The organism is Stenotrophomonas sp. STEN021, from assembly GCF_056760175.1.
Genome location: NZ_JBRREH010000047.1, coordinates 1 through 21791, shown reverse-complemented (window position 1 = coordinate 21791; position 21791 = coordinate 1). Strand labels below are relative to the sequence as shown.

Annotated in this window: 22 protein-coding genes; 16 read left to right on the top strand and 6 right to left on the bottom strand. The window is 64.8% G+C overall.

Going from position 1 to position 21791, the window contains the following annotated elements; translation table 11 throughout:
• Positions 1 to 13: 13 nt before the first annotated feature.
• The 8 genes from ACVOL0_RS11675 (at position 14) to ACVOL0_RS11640 (ending at position 9424) form a co-directional block, all read left to right on the top strand.
• Positions 14 to 1255 (top strand): NAD(P)/FAD-dependent oxidoreductase, encoded by a 1242-nt coding sequence (locus tag ACVOL0_RS11675; protein WP_481549249.1) that lies wholly within the window; start codon positions 14 to 16, stop codon positions 1253 to 1255.
• Positions 1243 to 1791, top strand: a complete 549-nt coding sequence (locus tag ACVOL0_RS11670) for a DUF3261 domain-containing protein (protein WP_481549248.1) — start codon at positions 1243 to 1245, stop codon at positions 1789 to 1791. Before ACVOL0_RS11675 ends, ACVOL0_RS11670 begins: the two co-directional genes overlap by 13 nt.
• The gene (locus tag ACVOL0_RS11665) at positions 1788 to 2978 is read left to right on the top strand and encodes a beta-ketoacyl-[acyl-carrier-protein] synthase family protein (protein ID WP_481549247.1); all 1191 of its coding nucleotides are present in this window, start codon (positions 1788 to 1790) and stop codon (positions 2976 to 2978) included. The genes ACVOL0_RS11670 and ACVOL0_RS11665 overlap by 4 nt, the downstream gene beginning before the upstream one ends.
• Positions 2971 to 3426 carry a hotdog family protein gene (locus ACVOL0_RS11660; protein WP_481549246.1) on the top strand — a complete coding sequence of 152 codons (456 nt, stop codon included), beginning with the start codon at positions 2971 to 2973 and terminating at the stop codon, positions 3424 to 3426. Before ACVOL0_RS11665 ends, ACVOL0_RS11660 begins: the two co-directional genes overlap by 8 nt.
• The gene (locus tag ACVOL0_RS11655; RefSeq protein ID WP_481549245.1) at positions 3423 to 4154 is read left to right on the top strand and encodes a 3-ketoacyl-ACP reductase FabG2; all 732 of its coding nucleotides are present in this window, start codon (positions 3423 to 3425) and stop codon (positions 4152 to 4154) included. Before ACVOL0_RS11660 ends, ACVOL0_RS11655 begins: the two co-directional genes overlap by 4 nt.
• Positions 4154 to 5395: a beta-ketoacyl-ACP synthase gene (locus tag ACVOL0_RS11650; RefSeq protein ID WP_481549244.1), complete on the top strand. Its 1242-nt coding sequence runs from the start codon at positions 4154 to 4156 to the stop codon at positions 5393 to 5395. Before ACVOL0_RS11655 ends, ACVOL0_RS11650 begins: the two co-directional genes overlap by 1 nt.
• A gap of 419 nt (positions 5396 to 5814) precedes the next feature.
• A complete protein-coding gene (locus tag ACVOL0_RS11645) occupies positions 5815 to 6090 on the top strand; it encodes a YcgL domain-containing protein (RefSeq protein WP_481549243.1) in 276 nt (91 codons plus the stop codon).
• Positions 6083 to 9424: an ankyrin repeat domain-containing protein gene (locus tag ACVOL0_RS11640; RefSeq protein WP_481549242.1), complete on the top strand. Its 3342-nt coding sequence runs from the start codon at positions 6083 to 6085 to the stop codon at positions 9422 to 9424. Before ACVOL0_RS11645 ends, ACVOL0_RS11640 begins: the two co-directional genes overlap by 8 nt.
• A gap of 67 nt (positions 9425 to 9491) precedes the next feature.
• Here ACVOL0_RS11640 and ACVOL0_RS11635 read toward each other — a convergent pair whose 3' ends face one another.
• The gene (locus tag ACVOL0_RS11635; RefSeq protein WP_481514938.1) at positions 9492 to 9920 is read right to left on the bottom strand and encodes a hypothetical protein; all 429 of its coding nucleotides are present in this window, start codon (positions 9918 to 9920) and stop codon (positions 9492 to 9494) included.
• 143 nt (positions 9921 to 10063) lie between these two features.
• Between ACVOL0_RS11635 and ACVOL0_RS11630 the strand changes: the two genes are divergently transcribed.
• From ACVOL0_RS11630 to ACVOL0_RS11615, 4 genes are all read left to right on the top strand, one after another.
• Positions 10064 to 10312 (top strand): hypothetical protein, encoded by a 249-nt coding sequence (locus tag ACVOL0_RS11630; RefSeq protein WP_481549241.1) that lies wholly within the window; start codon positions 10064 to 10066, stop codon positions 10310 to 10312.
• 109 nt (positions 10313 to 10421) lie between these two features.
• Entirely contained in the window at positions 10422 to 11336 is a 915-nt protein-coding gene (locus tag ACVOL0_RS11625; RefSeq protein WP_481549240.1) for a bestrophin family protein, read from the top strand.
• Positions 11337 to 11366: 30 nt separating this feature from the next.
• Positions 11367 to 12356 (top strand): porphobilinogen synthase, encoded by a 990-nt coding sequence (gene hemB, locus ACVOL0_RS11620; protein ID WP_481549239.1) that lies wholly within the window; start codon positions 11367 to 11369, stop codon positions 12354 to 12356.
• Between the two features lies 1 nt (position 12357).
• Entirely contained in the window at positions 12358 to 12639 is a 282-nt protein-coding gene (locus tag ACVOL0_RS11615; protein ID WP_481549238.1) for an SHOCT domain-containing protein, read from the top strand.
• Between the two features lie 156 nt (positions 12640 to 12795).
• Here ACVOL0_RS11615 and ACVOL0_RS11610 read toward each other — a convergent pair whose 3' ends face one another.
• Positions 12796 to 13674 carry a TolB-like protein gene (locus tag ACVOL0_RS11610; protein ID WP_481549237.1) on the bottom strand — a complete coding sequence of 293 codons (879 nt, stop codon included), beginning with the start codon at positions 13672 to 13674 and terminating at the stop codon, positions 12796 to 12798.
• Positions 13675 to 13726: 52 nt separating this feature from the next.
• Between ACVOL0_RS11610 and aroE the strand changes: the two genes are divergently transcribed.
• The 4 genes from aroE to ACVOL0_RS11590 all read left to right on the top strand — a co-directional run bounded on the left by aroE (position 13727) and on the right by ACVOL0_RS11590 (position 17617).
• The gene (aroE, locus tag ACVOL0_RS11605; protein ID WP_282269333.1) at positions 13727 to 14575 is read left to right on the top strand and encodes a shikimate dehydrogenase; all 849 of its coding nucleotides are present in this window, start codon (positions 13727 to 13729) and stop codon (positions 14573 to 14575) included.
• Between the two features lie 8 nt (positions 14576 to 14583).
• Positions 14584 to 14940, top strand: coding sequence for a hypothetical protein (locus ACVOL0_RS11600; protein ID WP_481549236.1), 357 nt, complete (start codon positions 14584 to 14586; stop codon positions 14938 to 14940).
• Between the two features lie 74 nt (positions 14941 to 15014).
• Positions 15015 to 17114: an ATP-dependent DNA helicase DinG gene (gene dinG / locus ACVOL0_RS11595; protein ID WP_481549235.1), complete on the top strand. Its 2100-nt coding sequence runs from the start codon at positions 15015 to 15017 to the stop codon at positions 17112 to 17114.
• Positions 17115 to 17188: 74 nt separating this feature from the next.
• Positions 17189 to 17617, top strand: coding sequence for a hypothetical protein (locus ACVOL0_RS11590; RefSeq protein ID WP_481549234.1), 429 nt, complete (start codon positions 17189 to 17191; stop codon positions 17615 to 17617).
• A gap of 167 nt (positions 17618 to 17784) precedes the next feature.
• Here ACVOL0_RS11590 and ACVOL0_RS11585 read toward each other — a convergent pair whose 3' ends face one another.
• The 4 genes from ACVOL0_RS11585 to hmpA all read right to left on the bottom strand — a co-directional run bounded on the left by ACVOL0_RS11585 (position 17785) and on the right by hmpA (position 21451).
• Positions 17785 to 18426: a LysE family translocator gene (locus ACVOL0_RS11585; RefSeq protein ID WP_481549233.1), complete on the bottom strand. Its 642-nt coding sequence runs from the start codon at positions 18424 to 18426 to the stop codon at positions 17785 to 17787.
• 3 nt (positions 18427 to 18429) lie between these two features.
• Entirely contained in the window at positions 18430 to 19200 is a 771-nt protein-coding gene (locus ACVOL0_RS11580; protein ID WP_481549232.1) for a 2OG-Fe(II) oxygenase, read from the bottom strand.
• 557 nt (positions 19201 to 19757) lie between these two features.
• Complete coding sequence (locus ACVOL0_RS11575; RefSeq protein WP_481549231.1) at positions 19758 to 20138, bottom strand: DUF1761 domain-containing protein; 381 nt, start codon at positions 20136 to 20138, stop codon at positions 19758 to 19760.
• 131 nt (positions 20139 to 20269) lie between these two features.
• Complete coding sequence (gene hmpA, locus ACVOL0_RS11570) at positions 20270 to 21451, bottom strand: NO-inducible flavohemoprotein (RefSeq protein ID WP_481549230.1); 1182 nt, start codon at positions 21449 to 21451, stop codon at positions 20270 to 20272.
• Positions 21452 to 21791: the final 340 nt, after the last annotated feature.

Here is a 21791-nt window from a genome sequence, read left to right as displayed (position 1 = left end):
CAAGGACGCATCGATGGCACCCAACGTGGAACGTACTGAAATCCTGATCATCGGCGCAGGCCCGGCTGGCTCGGTCGCAGCGGCGATGCTGCGCAAGCAGGGCCGCCAGGTGTTGATGATCGAGCGCCAGCAGTTCCCGCGCTTTTCCATCGGCGAGAGCCTGCTGCCGCAGAGCATGGAATACATCGAGGCGGCAGGATTGCTGCAGGACGTGGTGGAAGCTGGCTTCCAGTACAAGAATGGCGCGGCCTTCGTGCACGGCGAGGCGCGCACTGCGTTCGATTTCCGCAACAAGTTCTCGCCAGGCTGGGGAACCACCTATCAGGTGCAGCGCGCCGACTTCGACAATGTGCTGGCGCGTGGTGCCGAACGCATGGGCACCACCCTGCGCTTTGGCGATGAAGTGCTGGCAGTGGAGCCGGGCGAGCAGCCTGCGGTGACGGTGCGTCGCCCGGATGGCAGCGAGTACCGTATCGAAGCCGACTTCATTCTGGATGCCTCGGGTTTTGCACGTTTGTTGCCGCGTCTGCTGCAGCTGGAGTCACCATCCAACTTCCCGGTGCGCGGTGCGATCTTCTGCCACGTGCGTGATCACATCCCGGTGGATGCGGGCTTCGACCGCAACAAGATCCTGATCACCACCCATCCCGAGCATATCGACGTCTGGTATTGGACGATTCCGTTCTCCAACGGCTGCTGCTCGCTGGGCGTGGTGGCCGAGCCGTCGTTCTTCGAGCGCTACGAGGGCGAAGACCTGCAGAAGCTGCAGGCCATTGTCAGCGAAGACCCCAACCTGAGCCGACTGCTGGCCAATGCCGAGTGGGCAGTGCTGCCGGTGCGTCGCATCACCGGTTATTCGGCCAATGTCAGCTCGCTGCATGGCCCGGGCTACGCCTTGCTGGGCAATGCCGGCGAATTTCTCGATCCTGTGTTTTCCTCCGGCGTCACCATCGCCTTCAAGTCGGCGCAGTTGGCCAGTGAATGCCTTGCGCGCCGCTACGCGGGCGAGAACGTGGACTGGGAAGCCGAGTTCTCGGTGCCCCTGCGTGCCGGTGTCAAAACCTTCCGCCGTTTCGTCGAGGCGTGGTACCAGGGCGGCTTCCAGAAGATCATCTACCACCCCGATCAGCAGCCGGAGATCCGCAGCATGATCTGCTCGATCCTGGCCGGTTATGCCTGGGATACCAGAAATCCCTACGTGGCCGATGAGAGTGGGCGACGCATGCGCGTGCTGGAGGAACTGTGCGGCGCCTGATCACCAGTCTTGTTGTCTGCTTGTTGCTGGCCGCATGCGCGGGCCGCATGCCCAAGCCACTGGTTGAGCTGCCGACGCTGCGTTTGTCGCCAGCCAGCCTGCCGGCGCCGTTGGCACTGCAGCAGCAGCTGCAGTTCCGCTTTGGCAGCCACGAGCGCGAGCTCGATGCGCTGTTGGAGGCTGACGCACAGCAGCTGCAGCTTGCCGTGCAGGCGATGGGCCGCACCGGTGTGCGGCTGCGCCGGGACGGCGAACACTTGCAGCAGGAGCGCGCACCATGGCTGCCGCCACAGGTGCGTGCCGAGCGGGTACTGGATGACCTGCAGTTCGCGCTGTGGCCTACCGCAGCGATTGCCACGGCACTGCCCAGCGGCTGGTCGGTGCAGGATGACGGCGTGCGCCGGCAGTTGCGCCAGGGCAGTACAACCTGGCTGGAGTTGCAACGCAGCACCGATGGCACGCTGCTGCTGGACAATCGTGCCGAAGGTTATTCGTTGCAGATCCATTCGATAGACATGCAGGTGCAGCAACCATGAGTGCGGTGTATTTGAACGAGCTGGGTGTGATCTGCGCATTGGGCGCGGATCGGGCACAGATCGCGCAGGCCTTGTTCCAGCCGCAGCTGGCTGGTTCGGCGCTGAGCGATACGGTGATTCCCGGGCGTTCGCTGGTGGTGGGCGCGGTGCAGGCCGCGCTGCCGTCGTTGCAGGACCTGCCGGTGGCGCTGCATGGGCGCAACAATGCGCTGTTGTTGGCTGCACTGCGGCAGATCGAGCCGGCCGCGCGCGCGGCAATTGCCCGCTACGGCAGCGGGCGCGTGGCGGTGGTGATGGGTACCAGCACCTCGGGCATTGGTGAATCCGAAGCAGCGCTGGCTGCGTACAACGCCAGCGGTGCGTGGCCGCCGCAGTTTGACTACGCGCAGCAGGAGATGGGCACGGCGGCGCGCTTCGTGCGCAGCTACCTGGGCATCGATGGCCCGGCATGGGTGCTGTCCACGGCGTGCTCGTCCAGCGCCAAGGCCTTGATGTCAGCGGCGCGGTTGCTGCGTAGCGGTGTGGTGGATGCGGTGATTGCCGGCGGTGCGGATTCGCTGTGCCGCTTCACCGTTGCTGGTTTCAGCGCGTTGGAGTCCGTCTCCGCATCGCGCTGCAATCCTTTTTCGCGCAATCGCTGTGGCATCAATATCGGCGAAGGTGCGGGCGTGTTCCTGATGACCCGCGAGCCCGGGCCGGTGCAGCTGGCGGGTTGGGGGGAAACTTCCGATGCGCACCATATGTCAGCGCCCGACCCGAGCGGGCAGGGCGCAGCCCTGGCGATGCGTCAGGCCTTGCAGCGTGCCGGCTGGGAAGCGGACTCTGTCGATTACATCAACCTGCATGGCACCGCGACCCAGCACAACGATGCGATGGAAAGCGTGGCTGTGGCCGATACCTTCGGCATCGGTGTGCCATGCAGTTCCACCAAGCCGCTGACCGGGCACACGCTCGGTGCGTCAGGCGTGATTGAGGCCGCAATGTGCTGGATCACCCTGGCCGAGAACCCCGGGCAGCAGCTGCCGCCGCATTGGTGGGACGGTGAAGCCGATGACGCGCTGCCGCCACTGGCCCTGGTGACGCCGGGCATGCGTGCAGCGACAGCGCCGCAGCGGGTGCTGAGCAGCTCGTTCGCGTTTGGCGGCAGCAATGCCGTGCTGGCCATGGAGAAAACCACGCATGGCTGAGTGTTTCCCCATCGAGGAAGTCGTGCCGCACCGGGACGGGATGTGCCTGTTGGACCGTGTGCTGCACTGGGACGAGGAAACCATCCAGGCCGAGCTGGTGGTGCCCTACGAAGGCCTGTTTGTGGAAGACGGCGGGGTGCCGGCCTGGGTGGGTATCGAATACATGGCGCAGGCCATCGCGGCCTGGGCGGGCTGCCGCGCGCGTCGCGCCGGGCGGCCGCCGAATATCGGCTTCCTGTTGGGCAGCCGGCGTTACACCAGCACGCGCGATGTCTTCCCCAGCGGCACCCGCCTGCGCATTGATGCGCGCTGCGAGCTGCTGGCGGACAATGGGCTGGGGATGTTTGCCTGCAGCTTGCAGGCGGGCGATGAGCAATGGGCCGTGGCCAATGTGTCGGTGTTCGAGCCGGCCGATGCGATGGCGTATCTGGAGAGTGGAGAGGCATGACTGAGAATTTGAGCGTATTGGTCACTGGGGCCAGTCGTGGTATCGGGCGGGCGATTGCGCTGCGTATCGCGCGCGATGGCTTTGCCGTGGTGGTGCATTGCCGCAGCCGTGTCGAGGAAGCGCAGGCGGTGGTCGCGCAGGTCCAGGCGGCAGGCGGGCAGGCGCGCGTGCTGGCGTTCGATGTTGCCGACCGTGCCGCTGCGCGTGCGGCATTGGAGGCCGATGTGCAGCAGCACGGTGCCTACTATGGCGTGGTCTGCAATGCCGGTATTGCCCGCGATGGCGCCTTCCCGGCGCTGAGCGAGGATGACTGGGACCAGGTCATCCACACCAACCTGGACGGTTTCTACAACGTGTTGCACCCGCTGATCATGCCGATGGTGCGGCGGCGCAAGCCGGGCCGGATTGTCACCTTGTCGTCCGTATCGGGTGTGGCCGGTAATCGCGGCCAGGTCAACTACAGTGCATCCAAGGCCGGCATCATCGGTGCGACCAAGGCGCTGGCACTGGAGCTTGCCAGCCGTGGCATCACCGTCAATTGCGTCGCGCCCGGGCTGATTGAAACCGAGATGCTCAACGAAGAAGTCGTCGAGCACGCATTGAAATTGATTCCTGCCGGGCGTGTCGGCAAGCCGGATGAAGTGGCGGCCACAGTGGCTTTTCTATTGTCCGAACCGGCCGCGTACATCACCCGGCAGGTGATTTCGGTCAACGGAGGAATGGTCTGATGGCGTATCAGGATCGTCGTGTCGTCGTCACCGGTGCGGCCGCACTGAGTCCGTTGGGCCACGACTGGCCCAGCATCCGCGCGCATCTGGGCTCGTACCGCAATGCGGTGCAGCAGATGCCGCAGTGGGACATCTATGCGGGGCTGAACACCAAACTTGCCGCACCGGCGCAGTCGTTCGAGCTGCCATCCAATTACAACCGCAAGACCACCCGTTCGATGGGGCGGGTTGCGGTGATGGCGGTGCGCGCCACGGAGATGGCGCTGGAGCAGGCAGGCCTGCTTGGCCACCCGGTGCTGCGCAGCGGGATGGCCGGCGTCGCCTACGGTTCCTCGTCCGGCTGCCACGATGCAACCGGTGAGTTCGGGCGCATGCTGCATGAGCTGACCACCGAAGGCATCAGTGCAACCACCTACCTGAAGATGATGAGCCACACCGCGCCGGTCAATATCGGCGTGTTTTTCGGGCTGTGTGGACGCTTCTACACCACCTCCAGCGCCTGCACCTCGGGCAGCCAGGGCGTGGGTTCGGCCTATGAGGCAATCCGCTCGGGCAAGCAGACGGTGATGCTGGGCGGTGGCTCCGAGCAGTTGGACGCAACCGCGGCGGCGGTGTTCGACACCTTGTTCGCCACCAGCGTGCGCAATGATGCGCCGCAGACCACACCCAGTCCGTTCGACGCACATCGCGATGGTCTGGTGCTGGGCGAAGGTGCCTGCACCCTGGTGCTGGAAGAGCTGGAACATGCACAGGCACGCGGCGCCAATATCCTGGCCGAAGTGGTGGGCTACGGCACCAACAGCGATGGCCAGCACGTCACCCAACCCAGCGCGGACACCATGGCCCAGGCAATGCGCCTGGCCTTGCAGGATGCCGGCCTGGACGCGGCGCAGATCGGCTACGTCAATGCCCACGGCACTGCCACCGATCACGGTGATATCGCCGAAACCCAGGCCACCGCGCAGGTGTTCGGCAACAGGCTGCCAATCAGCTCGTTGAAGAGCTATGTCGGCCATATGCTCGGCGCCTGCGGTGCGTTCGAAGCCTGGCTGACCATGGAAATGATGCGCGAAGGCTGGTTCGCACCGACCTTGAACCTGAGCGAGATCGACCCGCGCTGCGGCGAACTGGATTACATCGCCGGTGAAGGACGCCAGCTGCAGACCGAATACGCAATGAGCAACAACTTCGCATTTGGCGGCATCAATACCTCGTTGATTTTCCGACGCTGGCCAGCCTGATCTCCCACGTTGTCGCGCTCAGCAAGCAGGTTCGCTACTGGGCTGTTTGTGGTGACGGGATGCTGACGCGAGCAGCCGGCCCTGCCGGGCAGGTGGGGTGCTGCCCTTGATGAGCTCGCTGCCCTGGCTGGTTGCAGGATTCGGATGGTCCATGAAGCACGGGCGGTTTGTGCGAAGGCGTGCACCGTGGTGCTTCGGTGGGTCATGCAGGGGCTGTATTCAGTCAGTTGCCGACCGCTTGTCCGGCGCCAGCAAGGAGCGCTGACAACTTACGGATACAGCGCACCCTCAACAAAATCTTGATGTAGATGAATGTACAAAGGGCGGAAAATAACCGTCGTTGCTGGGCAGATACCTTTCAACAGCGCCAGATTTCCGACACAATCTCTGACTCTCAATGCAGGGCAAAGCCCGCTGGCATGCAAGCTTACGTCTATAAAAGCCAACGCAAGCAGGACACCTACGTGTACCTCGCCAAGCGTGATGATTTCGAAGTGATCCCGGCCGTGCTGGGCAACTCCCTGGCCCCTTATACCTTCGTGCTGGAGGTTGCGCTGACCCCCGAACGCCGCCTGGCCCAGGCCGACGTTGCGCTGGTGCGCGCCAACCTGGCCGAGCGCGGTTTCCATCTGCAGGCGCCGCCGTTGCCGTTGGCACCGGTGAAGATCGCTCGCATCGACGGTCGCGATGACTGAAGTATTGCGTAGCCGCATTGTTGCTGCCGCGCTGGGCCTTGGGGTGTTGCTGACCCTGGCCACGGCGCTGGGTGGCGTGGTTGCGGCTGTGTGTGGCGTGCTGGCTCAGCCCGCATTTGCGCTGGCGGTGTCATGGTGGCGGCGCACCCGCACGGTGGCGCCGTCGCTGGCCGTATTCAAACGCGAACTGCCCGGTCTGTTGGGGCTGTGGAGCGGTGGCGCGGCGGTGGTTGCGGTCTTGGTGTCCTGGCCGTTGGCGGCGCTGCATGACAGCGGCAGCCTGGCGGCGGTGCTGGCGCTGAGCATTGCGGTCAGCGTGGCGTTGTTGGCGCTCTGGCGTACCTGGCCGCTATGGCAGGCGATGGAGCGCGAGGACAGCTCGCTGCGCATGCAATGGCAGGCCTTGAGCGGCCGCAGTCTGGATTCCTGGCATGGTCTGGGCGCGGCAGCGGTGGTGTTGCTGCTATGCGCAGCCATCGTTGCGGCGGCCTGGCCGGGCCTGGTAGGCGACAGCCTGCGTTGGCCGCTGGCCATAGCTACTGCGGCTGCAGCGCCCTTGCTGCATCACCTGCTGCAGTCCATGCGCAGCGCACCGGCCGCCGGTGCCAGCAAGGCCGGTGACGTACAACAAGCGGTATTCGACCCATTTGCCGAAGCGCTGGCCGAGCCGGCACCGCTGGAGCCCATTGCCCAGCACCAGCTGGTGCCGCAGTTGTATGACGCTGCCCGTGGTGGCCGCATCGATCGCGCCCTGCAGCTGTTGGATGCCGGTGCCGATCCGCATGCGCCGGCCCCGGCCGAGTCACGTGACCAGCGCAGCCTGGCGGTGCTGGCAGCAGTGCTGCCCGACCTGCGCCTGTTGCGTGCACTGATCAGCCGTGGCGTCGACGTCAACCTGGCGCACAAGGGCATGACCCCATTGCTGGCAGCCACCCGCGACAGCTGGCACGGCCGCCCGGAAGCGGTGATGACCTTGCTGGCCAATGGTGCCGATCCACGCACGCCCGATGCCGATGGCAACACCCCGCTGCACCATGCCGCGCGCAGTTCCGATCCGGGCGTTGCGGCCTTGCTGCGCGATGCCGCTGCCGAGATCGACGCCCTCAACAATGACGGCCACAGTCCGCTGGCGGTGGCCTGCCAGGCAGGTAACTGGCGATTGGGCAAGTTCCTGCTGGAACGTGGTGCCAAGGTCGAGCCTGCTGATGGTGTGCCGGTGCTGGTCCAGGCCGCGGCCACCGATGATGATGACCCGGCCGGCGTGCAGCTGCTGCTCAAACACAAGGCACGCTTGGATGCGCGTGACCGTCAGCGTCGCAGCGCCCTGCACGAAGCCGCCTTGGCTGGCCACGTGGATATCGTTGAAACCCTGCTCAATGCCGGCGCCAATGTGGAGCCGCGTGATGCAGCCGGCCGCACGCCGTGGTTGGATGCCGCTTCGCAGGGCAATGCGGCGGTGCTGGAGCGCCTGCTGGCGCACAAGCCAGACGTGCATGCGGTCGATGGCGAGGGCAGCAATGCCTTGCTGCTGGCCAGCCGCGCCGAACATGTGTCGGCGGCACTGATCCGCCGCCTGTTGGATCTGGGCATCGCTGCCGATGTGGTCGGCAGCGATGGCCGTCGCGCCATCGAGCACGCAGCCTCGGCCGGCCGTTGGAGCATTGTCTCGCTGCTCGACCCGAGTTACCCGCTGCCAGCTGCGGTCAGCGATGCAGCCGCCAGCAACGCCGAGGGTGCTGATGGCGACGCAGTGCCGGTGCTCAACGACCGCGCACCGCTGGCTCTGCTGCGCGAGGCGCTGGTGTTCGGCAACGTCGATGGCATGGCGCCCTTGGCCAAGCTGTGTGCGGCCGATGAACTGGGCGGCCTGCTGCATGATCCGGAGCTGGCCTTGCAGCCGCGCGTGGTTGATTGGCTGCTGGCACAGGGCGCCGCGCCGGAAGTGCTCGACGCCTGCGCGGATACGCCGATGTTCGCGCTGTTGTCGCGCGGCGTCGATGCGATCCCGACCCTGCAGGTATTGCTGCAGCGGGGCGTGTCGCCTGCCGGTCGTGGTGGCTTGACCCGCTTCCTTGCCGCCTGCGCCCAGCACGACCATGGCGCGCGCAGCACCGAACAGTTCGCGTTGGAGCTGCTGGAGCGCGGCGCTGATCCGTTTGCCGCTTCGCCGGCCGGTGATCCGGCACTGTCGCTGGCAGTGCGTCTGGGCTGGCTGAAGCTGCAGCACCATCTGCTGCTCAATGGCGTCGATCGCGAGGCGCGCGACAGCCACGGCATGACCGCACTGCATCTGGCCACCGCCTTGGCACGCGAGTCCGCGCTCAAGCAGCTGGTGCTGCAGGGCGCATCGCCGGATGCACGCGCAGCTGATGGGCAGACGCCGCTGGGCGTTGCGCTGTCCAGCGGTCGCCGTGATCTGGCCGATCTGCTTGATTGGCGTGGCTGGCAGTTGCCGCTGCGCGCCCTGCGCGACGCCGACGTCGCTGCTGCGGCGATGGCTGGCGACGCCGATGCGGTGCGGCGCCTGCTGAATCTTGGTTTTGCAGTCGATGCCGTCGATGCGCAGGGCTGTACCGGGCTGCTGCGTGCAGCTGGCGGCGGACATGCCGCAGTGGTGGACCTGCTGCTGTCGCGCAGCGCCGACCCGCAGCACGCCGCTGCCAGCGGCGCCACCCCGTTGTCGGCGGCAGTGAGCATGCGCCAGACCACCATCGTGGCCGCCCTGCTCAATGCCGGCGCCAAGCTTGAACATCGTCTGCCCGGTGGCGTCACCGTGCTGATGCTGGCTGCTGCGCTGGGTCTGCCTGATATTGCCGCGCGCCTGCTCACTGCCGGTGCCGACGTGCATGCCGGTGATGACCAGCAGTTGGCGCCGCTGCATTGCGCGGCGCTGTACGGTTTCACTTCACGTGATCGCACCCGTCTGCTGGCCTTGCTGGATACCTTGCTGTTGGCCGGTGCTGAGCCGGACCAGGCCTCGGCTGGCACGGTAACGCCGCTGCTGTTGCTGTTGGGCGCGCGCGCCGAACCGGGCACGGCCTGCGACGAGAGCGTGGTGCTGGCCGCCGTGGATCGACTGCTCGACGAAGAGGTTTCGCTGGACGTACGCGACCCGCGCGGCTTCGGCCCGTTGCACCTGGCGGCACTGCACGGCCTGCCGCAACTGGTGCAGCGGCTGTTGCGCGCCGGTGCCGATCCGGAGATGCGTGATGCGATCAACCGCAGCCCGCGCGACATCGCCATCATGCGCGGCTTCATCGATGTTGCCGGTGAGTTCGAGCCTGCGGTACCGGGCGTTTCGTCGATGGCCCGCTTCCTGCGCGATCACAGCTGATTCGCAGCAGCAGCTACGACAAGGGCGCCGAACGGCGCCCTTGTCGTATCAGGCCAAACAGCAAAACTTACTTGCCTGCGCCCGGTGGCACCCAGATCGCCACGCCGGCGGCGCGCTTCTGTTGGGTGGGGATGCCGACGCTGAGGCCGCCAGCGGTGTGGCGGCCATAGCTGCCCGCACCTACCGACATGCCGACCGGCGAGCCGCCGGAGCCCACGCCCATCAGGATCACGCCGTTGGCGCCGAGTGCGGCGGCCTCGCGCTTGAGCCGGGCAATGGCGGCATCGGTCTGGCCCTGGGTGCCGAAGCCAACCGCGCTGGAGCTTTCGAGCTGGGCGATCTCCACCGAACCGGCCGGCGGAGTGGAATAGATCTGCACGCTGGCCGGGTCCACGGGTGCGCGGGCCTGGCCGAGCATGACCTTGGAGGTGCTGGCGCAGCCGCCCACGGCCAAGGCAACGCCAAGCGATAGTGCGATAGCGAGCGGAAGTTTCATGGTTTCACTCCCCGGTGATCGGTAATTGCGGATGATCCATGGCGCTGGCTGAATCTGTCGAGAACTTCCGGCCAAGATGAGGGCCTTTTGCTCCACAGCCGTTCCCGGCTATCTTGCAGGCTGTACTTGGTGGAGGAAAGCACATGGGGCTGATCAGCCTGATCTGGGGCATTGTTGCCTTGCTGTGGATGGTACTGGCCTTCATTCCATTGCTGGGCTGGGGCAATTGGTTCCTGATTCCATTTGCAGCCGTGGGTGCGATCATTGCCGCCATCGGCCTGCTGTTCACCCACGCCAGCAAGCGCGGCCGGGCCAAAACCGGCCTGCTGCTCAATGCCATCGTCATTGTTGTCGGGATGATCCGTTTGAGCATGGGCGGCGGCATCTTTTGAGCCAGGGGTGGTCTGGGCCGGCGGGGTAACGCCAGGGGGCGTAAAATGCGCGGGCTGGCCGGAAGCTCTCCGGCGCCGTTGGCCTGTTACAGGCGTTTTCCGCTTCCCGATGATCATCCGCCCCCGTCCCACTGGCTGGCAGCTGCTGTACATCCTGCGCGGCTCCATCGTGCCGGCCATCGCCCCGAAGGTGCTGGCGATCGGCGCGCTGGCGGTGCTGGTGGCCGCGTTCAGCCGCAGCTGGCACCCGCTGGGCGGTACTGGCTTGTCGGTGGTGCCGTTCACGTTGCTGGGGCTGGTGCTGTCGATCTTCCTGAGTTTCCGCAACAACGCTTGCCACGACCGTTGGTGGGAAGGCCGCAAGCTGTGGGGACAGCTGGTCATCGAATCACGCAGCTTCGCCCGTGAGGCCGCTGCGCTGCTGGCCGCCGAACCGCAACTTCGCGAGCGCAGTACCCACCTGGTGATCGGGTTTGCCAGTGCCCTGGCCGCGCGTCTGCGTGGCCGCGACCAGGCCGCGGCCTGTGCAGCATGGTTGCAGCCGGACCAGGACGCGGTGCTGGCGCGGCGCAATGTCCCCGATGGCGTGCTGAACCAGCTCGCCAGCGAACTGGCCGTGCCGCTGCGCGAAGGCCGTCTGCACCCCTATCTTTACGCCCAGTTCGAAGCGCGTCTGCATGCCATGGCCAGCGTGCAGGCCGGCTGCGAGCGCATCGCCGGCACTCCACTGCCATTCGCCTATACCTTGCTGCTGCACCGCTGTGCGTGGCTGTTCTGCGTGCTGCTGCCGTTTGGTCTGGCTGGCGCATTGGGCTGGGCCACGCCGGTGGTGTCGATGCTGCTGGCCTATGCCTTCTTCGGCCTGGACCAGCTCGGCGAGGAGATGGAGGAGCCGTTCGGCATCGAACCCAACGACCTGCCGCTGGACGCCATGGTGCGTACCATCGAAATCGATCTGCTCGACGCCTTGGGCCATGGCCCGCTGCCCGAGCCACTGCAGCCGCAGGGTTACAGGCTGCAGTAAGCCCCGTTTCCGGAATCAAGGAGTACCGCGATGATCCATCCCCAATACCGCCCGCGGCGCATGCGCCACGATGAGTTCTCGCGCCGTTTGATGCGCGAAAACACGCTGACCAGCAACGACCTGATCTGGCCGGTGTTCGTGCATGAGTTGGAAGGCCGCGCGGCGGTGGCATCGATGCCGGGCGTGGACCGCATGTCCATCGACGAACTGCTGCGCGAAGCCGAGCAGGCGTTGGAACTGGGCGTGCCGGTGATCGACCTGTTCCCGGTGATCGACCCCTCGCGCAAGTCGCTGGACGCGGCTGAAGCCTGGAATCCCGAAGGCCTGGCGCAGCGTGCGGTACGCGCGCTGAAGCAGCGCTTCCCCGAGCTGGGGGTGATGACCGATGTGGCCTTGGACCCGTACACCACGCACGGCCAGGACGGCATCATCGACGACACCGGCTATGTGCTCAACGACATCACCGTCGAAGCGCTGGTCAAGCAATCGCTGTCGCATGCCGAAGCCGGCGTGGACATCATCTCGCCATCGGACATGATGGATGGCCGCATCGGCGCTATCCGCACCGCGCTGGATGATGCACGCCACATCAACGCTCGCATCATGGCCTATTCGGCCAAGTACGCCTCGGCTTTCTACGGTCCGTTCCGCGATGCGGTGGGCAGCTCGGGCAGCCTGGGCAAGGCCGACAAGAAGACCTACCAGATGGACCCCGCAAACAGCGACGAGGCCATGCGCGAGATCGCGCTGGACCTGGACGAAGGCGCGGACATGGTGATGGTCAAGCCGGGCATGCCCTACCTGGATATCGTGCGTCGGGTGAAGACCGAGTTCGGCGTGCCGACCTTCGCGTATCACGTCAGTGGCGAGTACGCGATGTTGAAGGCGGCCGCTGCCAATGGCTGGCTGGATGAACGCAAGTGCGTGATGGAGACCATGATCGGCTTCAAGCGCGCGGGCGCTGATGGTGTGCTGACCTACTACGCGCCGCAGATCGCGCGTTGGCTGAAGGAGGCGTGAGATGAATGTTCCCGGTCTTGAAGGTTACAACTGGGCGGTATGGCTGATCGGCGTACTGCTGTTCGCGGTGGCGATCGGCGTGTTCATCGCCGCCATCGTGCGCGCCGGCAAGCGCCCTCCGCAGCTGCACTCGGCCGCAGAGCGGCTGCAGCGCGAGGCAGCGCAGGGTGGCGATGTCGATGCCAGGCTGCGTGCGCTGGAGCTGCGCAGGCAAGGTGGGCAGATTGGTGAGGCGGAGTACGAGGCGATGCGTGCTGCGGTGTTGGCTGGAGCTAAAAGCTAAAAGCTAAAAGCGGTAGAGCAGAAGCACCCCTCCCCAACCCTCCCCTTGGCCTGCGGCCAAAGGGAGGGGGCGGATCGCTTGTCTCCCTCCCTTTCGCGCAGCGAAGGGGAGGGCTGGGGAGGGGTGAGCTTTTGCTCTTGCCTCACCGCCAAAATCTCACCGACAAGAATCATCCCCATCAACCAGCGGCGCCTTCATCCGGTAAAGATCCATGCCGCCGGCCCGTGGTGAGCGCGCCTTGCCGCTGACCACCAGTTCACCGGGCTTGTTGGCATCAATCACCGCGCCACGCGTATCGCCATCAGCGCTGTTGAACGACAAGCCCAGCAGCGTCGCCTCAGCCCATTGCCCCTGTCTGCACTGCGACAGCCACAACTGAGCGCCGCCCGTCGCGTTGGCGCGGGCAAACACCACGCCACGGCCGCCGCCCAGCCAGCTCGCATCCAGCTCGTCGGCAGCGGTGTTGACGCCGGCCAAGGCCGCCGGTGCGGCAAAACCATCGCCTGCAGCGGGTGCACGCCACAGATCCCAGCCGCCGTTGCCGCCCGCACGATTGCTCGAAAACAACAGTCGGCCATCGTCGGCCAGCGCCGGTGAGCGCTCGTCCTGCCTGCCGTTCACTGCCGGCCCCAGGTTCTGCGCTTGGCCCAGGCTGCCATCGGCTGCAACCTGCGCCCGGTATAGATCAAAGCCGCCATGGCCGCCTTTGCGGTTGGAGGCGAAGTACAACCAATGGCCGTCCGCGCTGAGAAAGGGATCGACGTCGTCCGCGGCGCTGTTCAAGGCCAACGGCTGCGGCTCCATCCAGCGCTTGTCCTGCAGCGTCGCCTGCCACAGGTCCCAACCGCCCGCGCCGCCCTCGCGGTTGCTGGCCCAGATGACGCGTTGCCCGTCCGCCGAGACGGTGGCGCGGATTTCATCTGCACGGGTGGAAACTACCCCCATGCCTTCGATGCCGAACTCGGAAAGCGCCGAGGCAATGGGGCTAAAGGGTAAACTCAGGGTCAGCGCGAGCAGCAAGTGACGGGTCCGCATACGGGTCCAGCAAGTAAAGTCGCGTCCAGTCTAGGTCATGCAGAGGATCACAATGAGCGCTCCACGCTACGCAGTTTTCGGCCAGCCCATCGCCCATTCGCAGTCGCCGCGCATCCAGTCCGCGTTCGGCAAGGCACATGGCATCGCCGTGGATTACCGCGCCATCGAGGCCTCGCCCGAAGATTTCGTGGCGGCGCTGGAAGCCTTTGCCGCTGACGGCGGCGTCGGCGCCAACGTGACCCTGCCACATAAGGAAGCCGCGTTCGCGCTGTGTACCACCACTACTTCGCGCGCGCATCGCGCCGGTGCGGTCAACACGCTGCTGCGCAAGGGTGATCGCTGGCATGGCGACAATACCGACGGCATCGGCCTGGTGCGTGACCTCACCGGTCGTCACGGTCTGGACCTGCGCGGCCGTCGGGTGCTGCTGCTCGGTGCCGGTGGTGCCGCACGCGGTGTTGCACCGGCGCTGCTGGATGCCGGCATTCTCGAACTGATCGTGGTCAACCGTTCGCCCGAACGCGCCGATGCACTGGTCGATGCAATGAGCGAACCCGGCCGCGCCATCTCCGCGTATTGGGATGACCTGCGCGAGCAGGGCGATTTCGAGCTGATCATCAATGCCACCTCGGCCGCGCGCGGCGAGGGCAGCGGTTTCAACCTGCCGCTGTCGCTGGTCAACAGCATGACCACGGCGGTGGACCTGAATTACGGTGAGGCATCGATCCCGTTCCTGGCCTGGGCGCGCGCGGCGGGTTGCCGCAACAGCTTTGATGGCCTGGGGATGTTGGTCGAGCAGGCCGCCGAGAGTTTCCAGCAGTGGCATGGCATGCGCCCGGAGACCGATGCGATCTATGCCGAACTGCGCGCCGGTGATGCGCTGCTGGTCACTGCGGACTGAGGCCGGTCATGGAACCAACTGAATTGCTGACGACCCTGCTGGTTTCCATCGGCTACCGCCTGCCAATCATGATTGCCCTTGGTGTTGCCGTGGTAATGCTGCTCGATACCCCGCGTGGCAAAGTACGCAGCGTGGCATTGGGTGCACTGTCGCTGCTGCTGGCGGTCACCCTGATAGGCGGTGGGCTGACGGCAATCCCGCTGGTGTTTATCGCCACCGGCAACTATTCCGGCATGGGTGCGATGAATACGCTGCTCAGCATCGGCCATGTTGGTTTGGCGCTGCTGGAAGCGGTGGGTTACATCATGCTGGCCTGGGCGCTGGTGCAGGCCCTGCGGCGCCCGCAGGCCCCCGGCAAACCCTGAGCCGGCAACGCATTCGGTGAATGCGGGCGGGTATGGGAAAATGCCCGCCTTGATTGAGCTGCGGGCAGGTTGGTGTGACGGAAAAAGTAGAGGCACCACGGGCGCTGACCGAGGACATCAAGAACGGCATCCGTGACGCTTACAGCAAGCTGCAGGCGAATACGCCGGGCTTCAGCACGCGCCGCTCGCAGAGCCAGATGATCGGCGTGGTGTCGCGCGCGCTGGGCACTGGCGGCGTGGGCGTGGTGGAAGCACCTACCGGCGTCGGCAAGAGCCTTGGCTATCTAACGGCTGGCGTTCCGATTGCCCTGGCCAGCAAGAAGAAGCTGGTGATCAGTACCGGCACCGTGGCCCTGCAGTCGCAGCTGGTCGAGCGCGACATCCCCAACTTCCTCAAGTCCACCGGCTTGCAGGCCACCGTGGCCCTGGCCAAGGGCCGCACCCGCTACCTGTGCACCCGCAATGCGGCCGAAGCGCAGGGCGAGGGCGTCCAGGAGGGCATGTTCGGCGACGACGTGCAGCTCTACGACCGGCCGTTGGCGCCGATTGAAATGGACGTCGCCGAGAAGCTGACCAAGGCCTTCATCGAAGGGCGATGGAACGGCGATCTGGACAACGCGCCGGAGAACGTCACGCCCACGCTGCGCATGCGTATCACCACGCCGGCCTCGGCCTGCGCCGGGCGCCGCTGCGCGTATTCGGCGCAATGCCCGGTATTGCGTGCACGTACCGAAGTGCGCGACGCGCAGATCATCGTCACCAACCATGCGTTGCTGTTGTCGGCGCTGTCGCTGGGCGACAGTGACAGCGGCCAGCCGCTGATCGCGCCGCCCGGCGACATGTTGCTGGTGCTGGACGAAGGCCATCACATCGGCAACGTCGCCATCGACCAGGGCGCGGCCAACCTGCCGCTGGACGATATGGCCAAGCGCACCGGCCGCCTGCAGATCCTGATTGCCGGCGCTTACCGTGCGGTGGACAAGGACAAGATCGGCAACCTGTTGCCGAACGAAGCCATCGACGTGGCCTCGCGTGTGAGCAAACTGCTGAAGGCGTTCCGCGACGAGATCGGCAATGTCTGGATTCCGCAGCCCGACGAGCGCGAGCCGATGTGGCGCGCCGCCAACGGCCGCCTGCCTGAATCCTGGCGCCAGCCCATCGAAGTATTGGCCGATGAAACCCGCACCCTGCTCAACTGGGCAACGGCGGCGGCCTCGGCGGTGGCCAAGGGCAAGCAGGACGATCCAGCGGTCGAACGCCTGCAACGCAACCTGGGCATGGCCCAGGAAATGGTCGAGCAGCAGTACAACCTGTGGGCCGGCTGGCGCCGCGAGGACAAGGAAGGCCAGCCGCCGATCGCCCGCTGGGTAACCATGTCACGCGATGGCGACTACATCCTGCATTGCTCGCCGGTGTCGGCGGCGATGGTGCTGCGCAAGCTGCTGTGGGATGAAGTGGACTCGGTGGTGATGACCTCGGCGACGCTGACCGGCGGTGGCGATTTCCAGTCGCTGGCAATCGACAACGGCATTCCCGAGGAAGCAGAGATGGTGTCGCTGGCCTCACCGTTCGACCTGCCGAACCAGGCTGAACTGATTGTGCCGCAGTTCCCGGTGACGCCGGAAGACCGTGAGCGCCATCCCAAGGAAATAGCCAAGTATCTGGCCGCTGAGTTGGATTGGGACAAGGGCAGCATGGTCCTGTTCACCTCGCGCTGGAAGATGGAAAAAGTAGCCGAGCTGATGCCGGCGACGCTGCGCAAAAAGGTGTTGGTGCAGGGCGACGGCGCCAAGCAGAAGATGATCGACGAGCACATCAAGCGCACCTCGGCGGGCGAGGGCTCGGTACTGTTCGGTTTGAATTCGTTTGGTGAAGGCCTGGACCTGCCGGGCGAGGCCTGTACCACGGTAGTGATCACCCAGGTACCGTTTGCTGTGCCAACCGATCCGCAGACCTCGACCTTGAGCGAGTGGTTCGAGAGTCGTGGTTTGAACTCATTCAACCTGATCGCGATCCCGCATGCGTTGCGCACCTTGACCCAGTTTTCCGGGCGTTTGATTCGTACGTCCACCGATACCGGGCGGGTGATCATTCTGGATTCGCGTTTGCTGACGCGCAGGTATGGCAAGCGGATCATTGATTCCCTGCCGCCGTTCAAGCGGGTTATCGGGTGAGGGAAAATCTCCCCGCTGGTACAAGCCTCCGCCAACCCGTAAAGTTCGCCGCCCTTCCTTGAATCCCGACCACCATGGCCACTCCCCACGCAGCCTTCCCATGGACAGCACAGCTACAGCGCCTGCAGCAGCGCGATAGCGTGCTGACCATGTCGGCTGCACTGACAATGTTCGCTGCCGGCGACAATGCGCTGACCGCTGCAGGGCAGGCGCTGGAGCTGCTGTTGCAGGCCGGCGAGCATCTGCTCAAGGCAGACACGGACGTTGGCTTGGTGGCCGACGAGCTGCGCCGTTTCCAGAAATTCGCGCCGCCAGGAAGGCCATCGGTACAGATCGTACAGCTGCGTCGGCAACAGTCGACGGTGCAGCAGGCGCAGCGGATCGCACGTCAATCGTTCATTCGCAACGCCGATGGCTTTGCGCGGGCGCTTGGTTTGGATGTGCCGCAGAAGCTGGGTGTGGTTGAGACCGTGATGCGCTGGCTGCGCGCGAACCTGGTTTAACTCACTCCGTGCGGGGCTGGGCGTGGAAGTCCGGGAAGCTCTCGACTGCCCGGGCTTTTCAGTGCTGATCCGGGGAGTGGGAGCTGGACCCGCAACAGCGCGTTGGAATCCAGTGATGGCACCCACTCTGGCAAGTCATGTACGGCCCGGTGGCCGATGAAGATCGCTTAGCCGCCAGCCACTTCCCAAAAAAGGCGTCCGGCGAACACAAGGAAAACAAGCGCCATCCCGCCTTCCAGCCAGCCGCCCATGCGCAGAAACCGATCGCGTACCACCTGCTGGGTAAACAACACACTTACCAGCACGAACCAGCCCGCATTGACCAGGCACATCCAGATTCCGTAGAGGGCTTGGACTTTCAATGGTGTTCCCGCGCTGACGACCGTGGTGAAGATCGCCAGGAAGAACAGTGTCGCCTTGGGGTTGGTCGCATTGGTGACGAAGCCAAGCAGAAATGACCTGCGCCAGCCCAGTGCGGGAGCCCCCGCGTCGTCGGGTTTTCCGGCGGTGGAGGTACGGCCGGCACTTCGCAGGAATGAAAACACCAGATAGAGAAGATAGGTCGCACCGAGAATTTTGGTTGCGGTCATCAACCGTGCATTGGCATGCAACAACGCTCCCACGCCGAGCAGCGTGTACAGAACATGCACGGAAATACCTGCGCCAATGCCGATTGCCACTTGGACCCCGGCCCATCTTCCGTACCGGATGCTTTGTCGCACGGTAACGGCAAAGTCCGGGCCCGGTGCAATGACTGCCAACAGGTGAATGACCGCCAGCGAGAAGAATTCATGGAGATAGCCGTCCACCGGTCAGCTCCAGAGCGTGAGTGGTGTGGCCATGCCACGGTAGCCGACAAAGCAGGACAGACTCAGGCGAGGCTTGTCCGTCCCGGGTGTGACGGCATGCATACGCCGTGAGTTGAACAGAATCAGGTCGCCCTCCTCGGGCTGGATCTGCAATGTCGGCGTGCCGAGGATCAACGGATCTATGCCGTAGCTATTGCCGCGCATGGCATCAAACTCCTCAGCGGATATCGCCGATTGCCATATTTGCAGGCCGCCACCGTCTGTGGGCATTGTGAGGTAGATATTTGCTGCCAGCTGCGAAGCAAGACTATGCGACCGGAACGTCTCGGGGGCGTCCTTCGCGAAAATGTCGTGGTGGGCGAGAAACTCCACCCCAGGTTGGACAATTCGTGACAGACCCACATACATTTTCCGCCCGTACAGCTGTTCCAGCTGGGCGCCAGCGGGCCATGTTTCGTCCAGTGTGCAGCGGAGAACATCCATTGGGGAGGCATACGGCATGCACCGCTTCCGTAGTGCGTTGATGTTGTCCAGCGCTGTCTCGAAGTAGGCATTGAGGCGGGCGGGAACATTCTCTGTCTCATAGAGCGCCATGCCTATCCTGCCGATATCGGGTGCATTGACGTAACTGTCGAATCCCTGCCCGAGGATGCGCTGGCCAAGCTGCATTGCAGTTTCCCTGGGGATGAACTGCTTCACCTGTACCGCCAGAACCTCCTCACATACGGCCTTCGCCAGCACCGCGTCATCCAGTCGATCAGTTTTGATGAACAATTTTCTTCCTTGAAACGATGGGCATGAGGAGCCTGTACAGATACGGCTCCGGTAGCTGCACCGGCACGCTGTGACAGCGCCAATGGAATGCCTCCATTGACTGCAGACTGCGTTGCCGGATGGCGTTCGCCCATGGGGACGGTTTTCGATGTTTACCTGCCGGTGCCGGCAGGTGTGGATAGCGCCAAAGCGCAGTCATGCGTGACGCCTTGTGCATTCCACGGAGGTTTGGCTGTCAAGGTTGGCTGATGATTTCGGCTAGCCTGATTGCCCGTCATATGCCTGCGTGGAAGACGTTTGAATTCTTGTCCGCAGGATCCATGTTGGCAAATTCTGTTCCAACATGTGTAGCGAGAACAAGTAATCAAATTTGCCATCGGCGGCACAGCTTGCCCGCAAAACCTTAGTGGTGCTTCGCTTGCGGTGCTGTTGCAGCGGTTTCGCAGCCCACGGTGGTTGTCTGCCGGCTCAACGAGCGGTTCCGCGCAGTGGCGTGCAAGCACGCTTGCGTCATCCGCCGGAGAGCGGCGATTGGCGGCGGCCCCGAGCCGGTGTGACTAGTGCCACAGCCCCAGGATCAGGCCGAACAGCAGGAACTGGGCGGTGTGGTAGCCGCCGTCGATTGCCCACAGTTTTCCGCTGCGCTGGGCGAACTGGTAGTTGATGCCGAAGCTCGCCGCGACGATGCCGAAGCCGGCCACCAGACCGCACAACAAGGCCTTGCGCAGCTCCGGCTGCGGGCCGACAAACCAGGCGAAGGCAAACGCCGCCACCAGCGAGAACACGAACGCCACGCCAAACACCTTGCCCGGATGGCCTTGTGGCACTTCGCCGCCGTTCTCGCGGTTCCAGGCACGGCCGAACAGGACGGGTGAGTACCACAAGCCACCCAGCAGAAAGCTTGATACAGCGGCCAACACCACGGCATGGACGTTCATGCACTTCCCCTTGGCGACGAGCGATGCCGCATCCTAGCGCTGTCGCAAGCGGTTGCGTAGCCGCCACAACAAAGAAGGCCAGCGGGTTTCCCCGCCGGCCTCCTACCTCACATACCTTGCGATGACGCGGCTCAGGCTTCCAGTGCCGCGGCCGGGCCAAAGAACTCGTAACGGCTCTGCGCTTCCGGCACGCCTACATCACGCAGCAGCTTCTTCACCTGCGCCATGAACGGCTTCGGGCCGAGGAAGTAGGCGTCGACGTCGCGCTCGGCCGGCAACCATTGCTCCAGCAGCTCGCGGCTGAGGAAGCCTTCGGCGTCGCCAGCATCACCCGGCAGCGCTTCGCTGTAGCAGGTGTAGCTGTGCAGCTGGGGGTGCTGCTTCTGCTTGTCGGCGATGAACTCGCGGAACGCATGCACCTGGCCATTGCGGGCGCAATGGATGAAATGCACCTGGCGACCGCTGGCCAGCGCCTGCTCCAGCATCGGCAGGGTCGGGGTGATGCCGACGCCGCCGCTGATGAAGGCAACCGGGCGCTCGCTGGCCACCAGGGTGAAATCACCGGCCGGGGCGAACAGCTCCAGCGTGTCGCCGATCTGCACGTTGTCATGCAGATGGTTGGATACCTTGCCATTGCCTTCGCGCTTGACGCTGATGCGGTAGCCGACGCCGTTGGCTGCACGCGACAGGGAATAGTTGCGACGGGTTTCCTCGCCGTCGAGTTCCAGCTTCATGCCGATGTACTGGCCGGGCTTGAAGTCCACCACCGCACCGCCGTCGACCGGCACCAGGTGGAAGGAGGTGATCTCCGCACTCTCGGGTACCTTCTCGGCAACGCGGAAGGTGCGCGCGCCGCGCCAGCCGCCTGGGGCCTTTTCATTGGCCGCATACACTTCTTCCTCGGCGCCGATCAGCAGGTCGGCCAGCATCTGGTAGGCCGCGCCCCAGGCGTCGATGATCTCGTCGGTGGCAATGTCCGGGCCCAGTACTTCACGGATCGAGGCCAGCAGGTGGTGGCCGACGATCGGGTAGTGCTCCGGCAGGATCTGCAGGGCAACGTGCTTGTTGACGATCTGTCCCACCAGCGGACCCAGTGCTTCCAGTCGGTCGATGTGCTTGGCATACATCAGCACCGAGTTGGCCAACGCACGCGGTTGGTCGCCGCTGCTCTGGTGCTTGGGATTGAACAGCGGGCGTGCGATGTCGCTTTGGCTCAACATCCGGCTGTAAAAGTGCTTGGTCAATGCTTCGCCGCCGGTTTCCAGCAGCGGAACAGTGGCTTTGATGAGGTCGCGTTGGGTGGCGCTGAGCATGGTGCGAACTATCCTGCTTTGGGGGTAGTTCCATGGTCCACGCACCGGGCCTGCTTTCTCGATGACTAATATCAAGAACCCGCACGATTGTGGTGCAGGGCCATGCACGGCGAGGGGCTTTCCCCAGGGTGTGGGAGCGGCGTAAGCCGCGAAGCCACAGATACATCAGGCGGCGAAAAGCCAACCCCTCCCCAAGCCTCCTCTTGGCTTCGCCAAAGGGAGGCGCAACAGCGTAGTGGGGGGCGCGCGGGCGCGTGAGGCCTGAAGCCGGCGGGGCCGCCCCGAGCAGGGCCGGCGCCAACGCCGCGGGCCGCGCGCCGGGGGGGGGGGGGGAGGGAGG

Excerpts from the sequence above, each read along its gene's own strand:
- ACVOL0_RS11675 (WP_481549249.1), top strand. The coding sequence starts at position 14 with ATGGCACCCAACGTGGAACGTACTGAAATCCTGATCATCGGCGCAGGC.
- ACVOL0_RS11665 (WP_481549247.1), top strand. The coding sequence starts at position 1,788 with ATGAGTGCGGTGTATTTGAACGAGCTGGGTGTGATCTGCGCATTGGGC.
- ACVOL0_RS11660 (WP_481549246.1), top strand. The coding sequence starts at position 2,971 with ATGGCTGAGTGTTTCCCCATCGAGGAAGTCGTGCCGCACCGGGACGGG.
- ACVOL0_RS11655 (WP_481549245.1), top strand. The coding sequence starts at position 3,423 with ATGACTGAGAATTTGAGCGTATTGGTCACTGGGGCCAGTCGTGGTATC.
- ACVOL0_RS11650 (WP_481549244.1), top strand. The coding sequence starts at position 4,154 with ATGGCGTATCAGGATCGTCGTGTCGTCGTCACCGGTGCGGCCGCACTG.
- ACVOL0_RS11645 (WP_481549243.1), top strand. The coding sequence starts at position 5,815 with ATGCAAGCTTACGTCTATAAAAGCCAACGCAAGCAGGACACCTACGTG.
- ACVOL0_RS11640 (WP_481549242.1), top strand. The coding sequence starts at position 6,083 with ATGACTGAAGTATTGCGTAGCCGCATTGTTGCTGCCGCGCTGGGCCTT.
- ACVOL0_RS11635 (WP_481514938.1), bottom strand. The coding sequence starts at position 9,920 with ATGAAACTTCCGCTCGCTATCGCACTATCGCTTGGCGTTGCCTTGGCC.
- ACVOL0_RS11630 (WP_481549241.1), top strand. The coding sequence starts at position 10,064 with ATGGGGCTGATCAGCCTGATCTGGGGCATTGTTGCCTTGCTGTGGATG.
- ACVOL0_RS11625 (WP_481549240.1), top strand. The coding sequence starts at position 10,422 with ATGATCATCCGCCCCCGTCCCACTGGCTGGCAGCTGCTGTACATCCTG.
- hemB (WP_481549239.1), top strand. The coding sequence starts at position 11,367 with ATGATCCATCCCCAATACCGCCCGCGGCGCATGCGCCACGATGAGTTC.
- ACVOL0_RS11615 (WP_481549238.1), top strand. The coding sequence starts at position 12,358 with ATGAATGTTCCCGGTCTTGAAGGTTACAACTGGGCGGTATGGCTGATC.
- ACVOL0_RS11610 (WP_481549237.1), bottom strand. The coding sequence starts at position 13,674 with ATGCGGACCCGTCACTTGCTGCTCGCGCTGACCCTGAGTTTACCCTTT.
- aroE (WP_282269333.1), top strand. The coding sequence starts at position 13,727 with ATGAGCGCTCCACGCTACGCAGTTTTCGGCCAGCCCATCGCCCATTCG.
- ACVOL0_RS11600 (WP_481549236.1), top strand. The coding sequence starts at position 14,584 with ATGGAACCAACTGAATTGCTGACGACCCTGCTGGTTTCCATCGGCTAC.
- ACVOL0_RS11590 (WP_481549234.1), top strand. The coding sequence starts at position 17,189 with ATGGCCACTCCCCACGCAGCCTTCCCATGGACAGCACAGCTACAGCGC.
- ACVOL0_RS11575 (WP_481549231.1), bottom strand. The coding sequence starts at position 20,138 with ATGAACGTCCATGCCGTGGTGTTGGCCGCTGTATCAAGCTTTCTGCTG.
- hmpA (WP_481549230.1), bottom strand. The coding sequence starts at position 21,451 with ATGCTCAGCGCCACCCAACGCGACCTCATCAAAGCCACTGTTCCGCTG.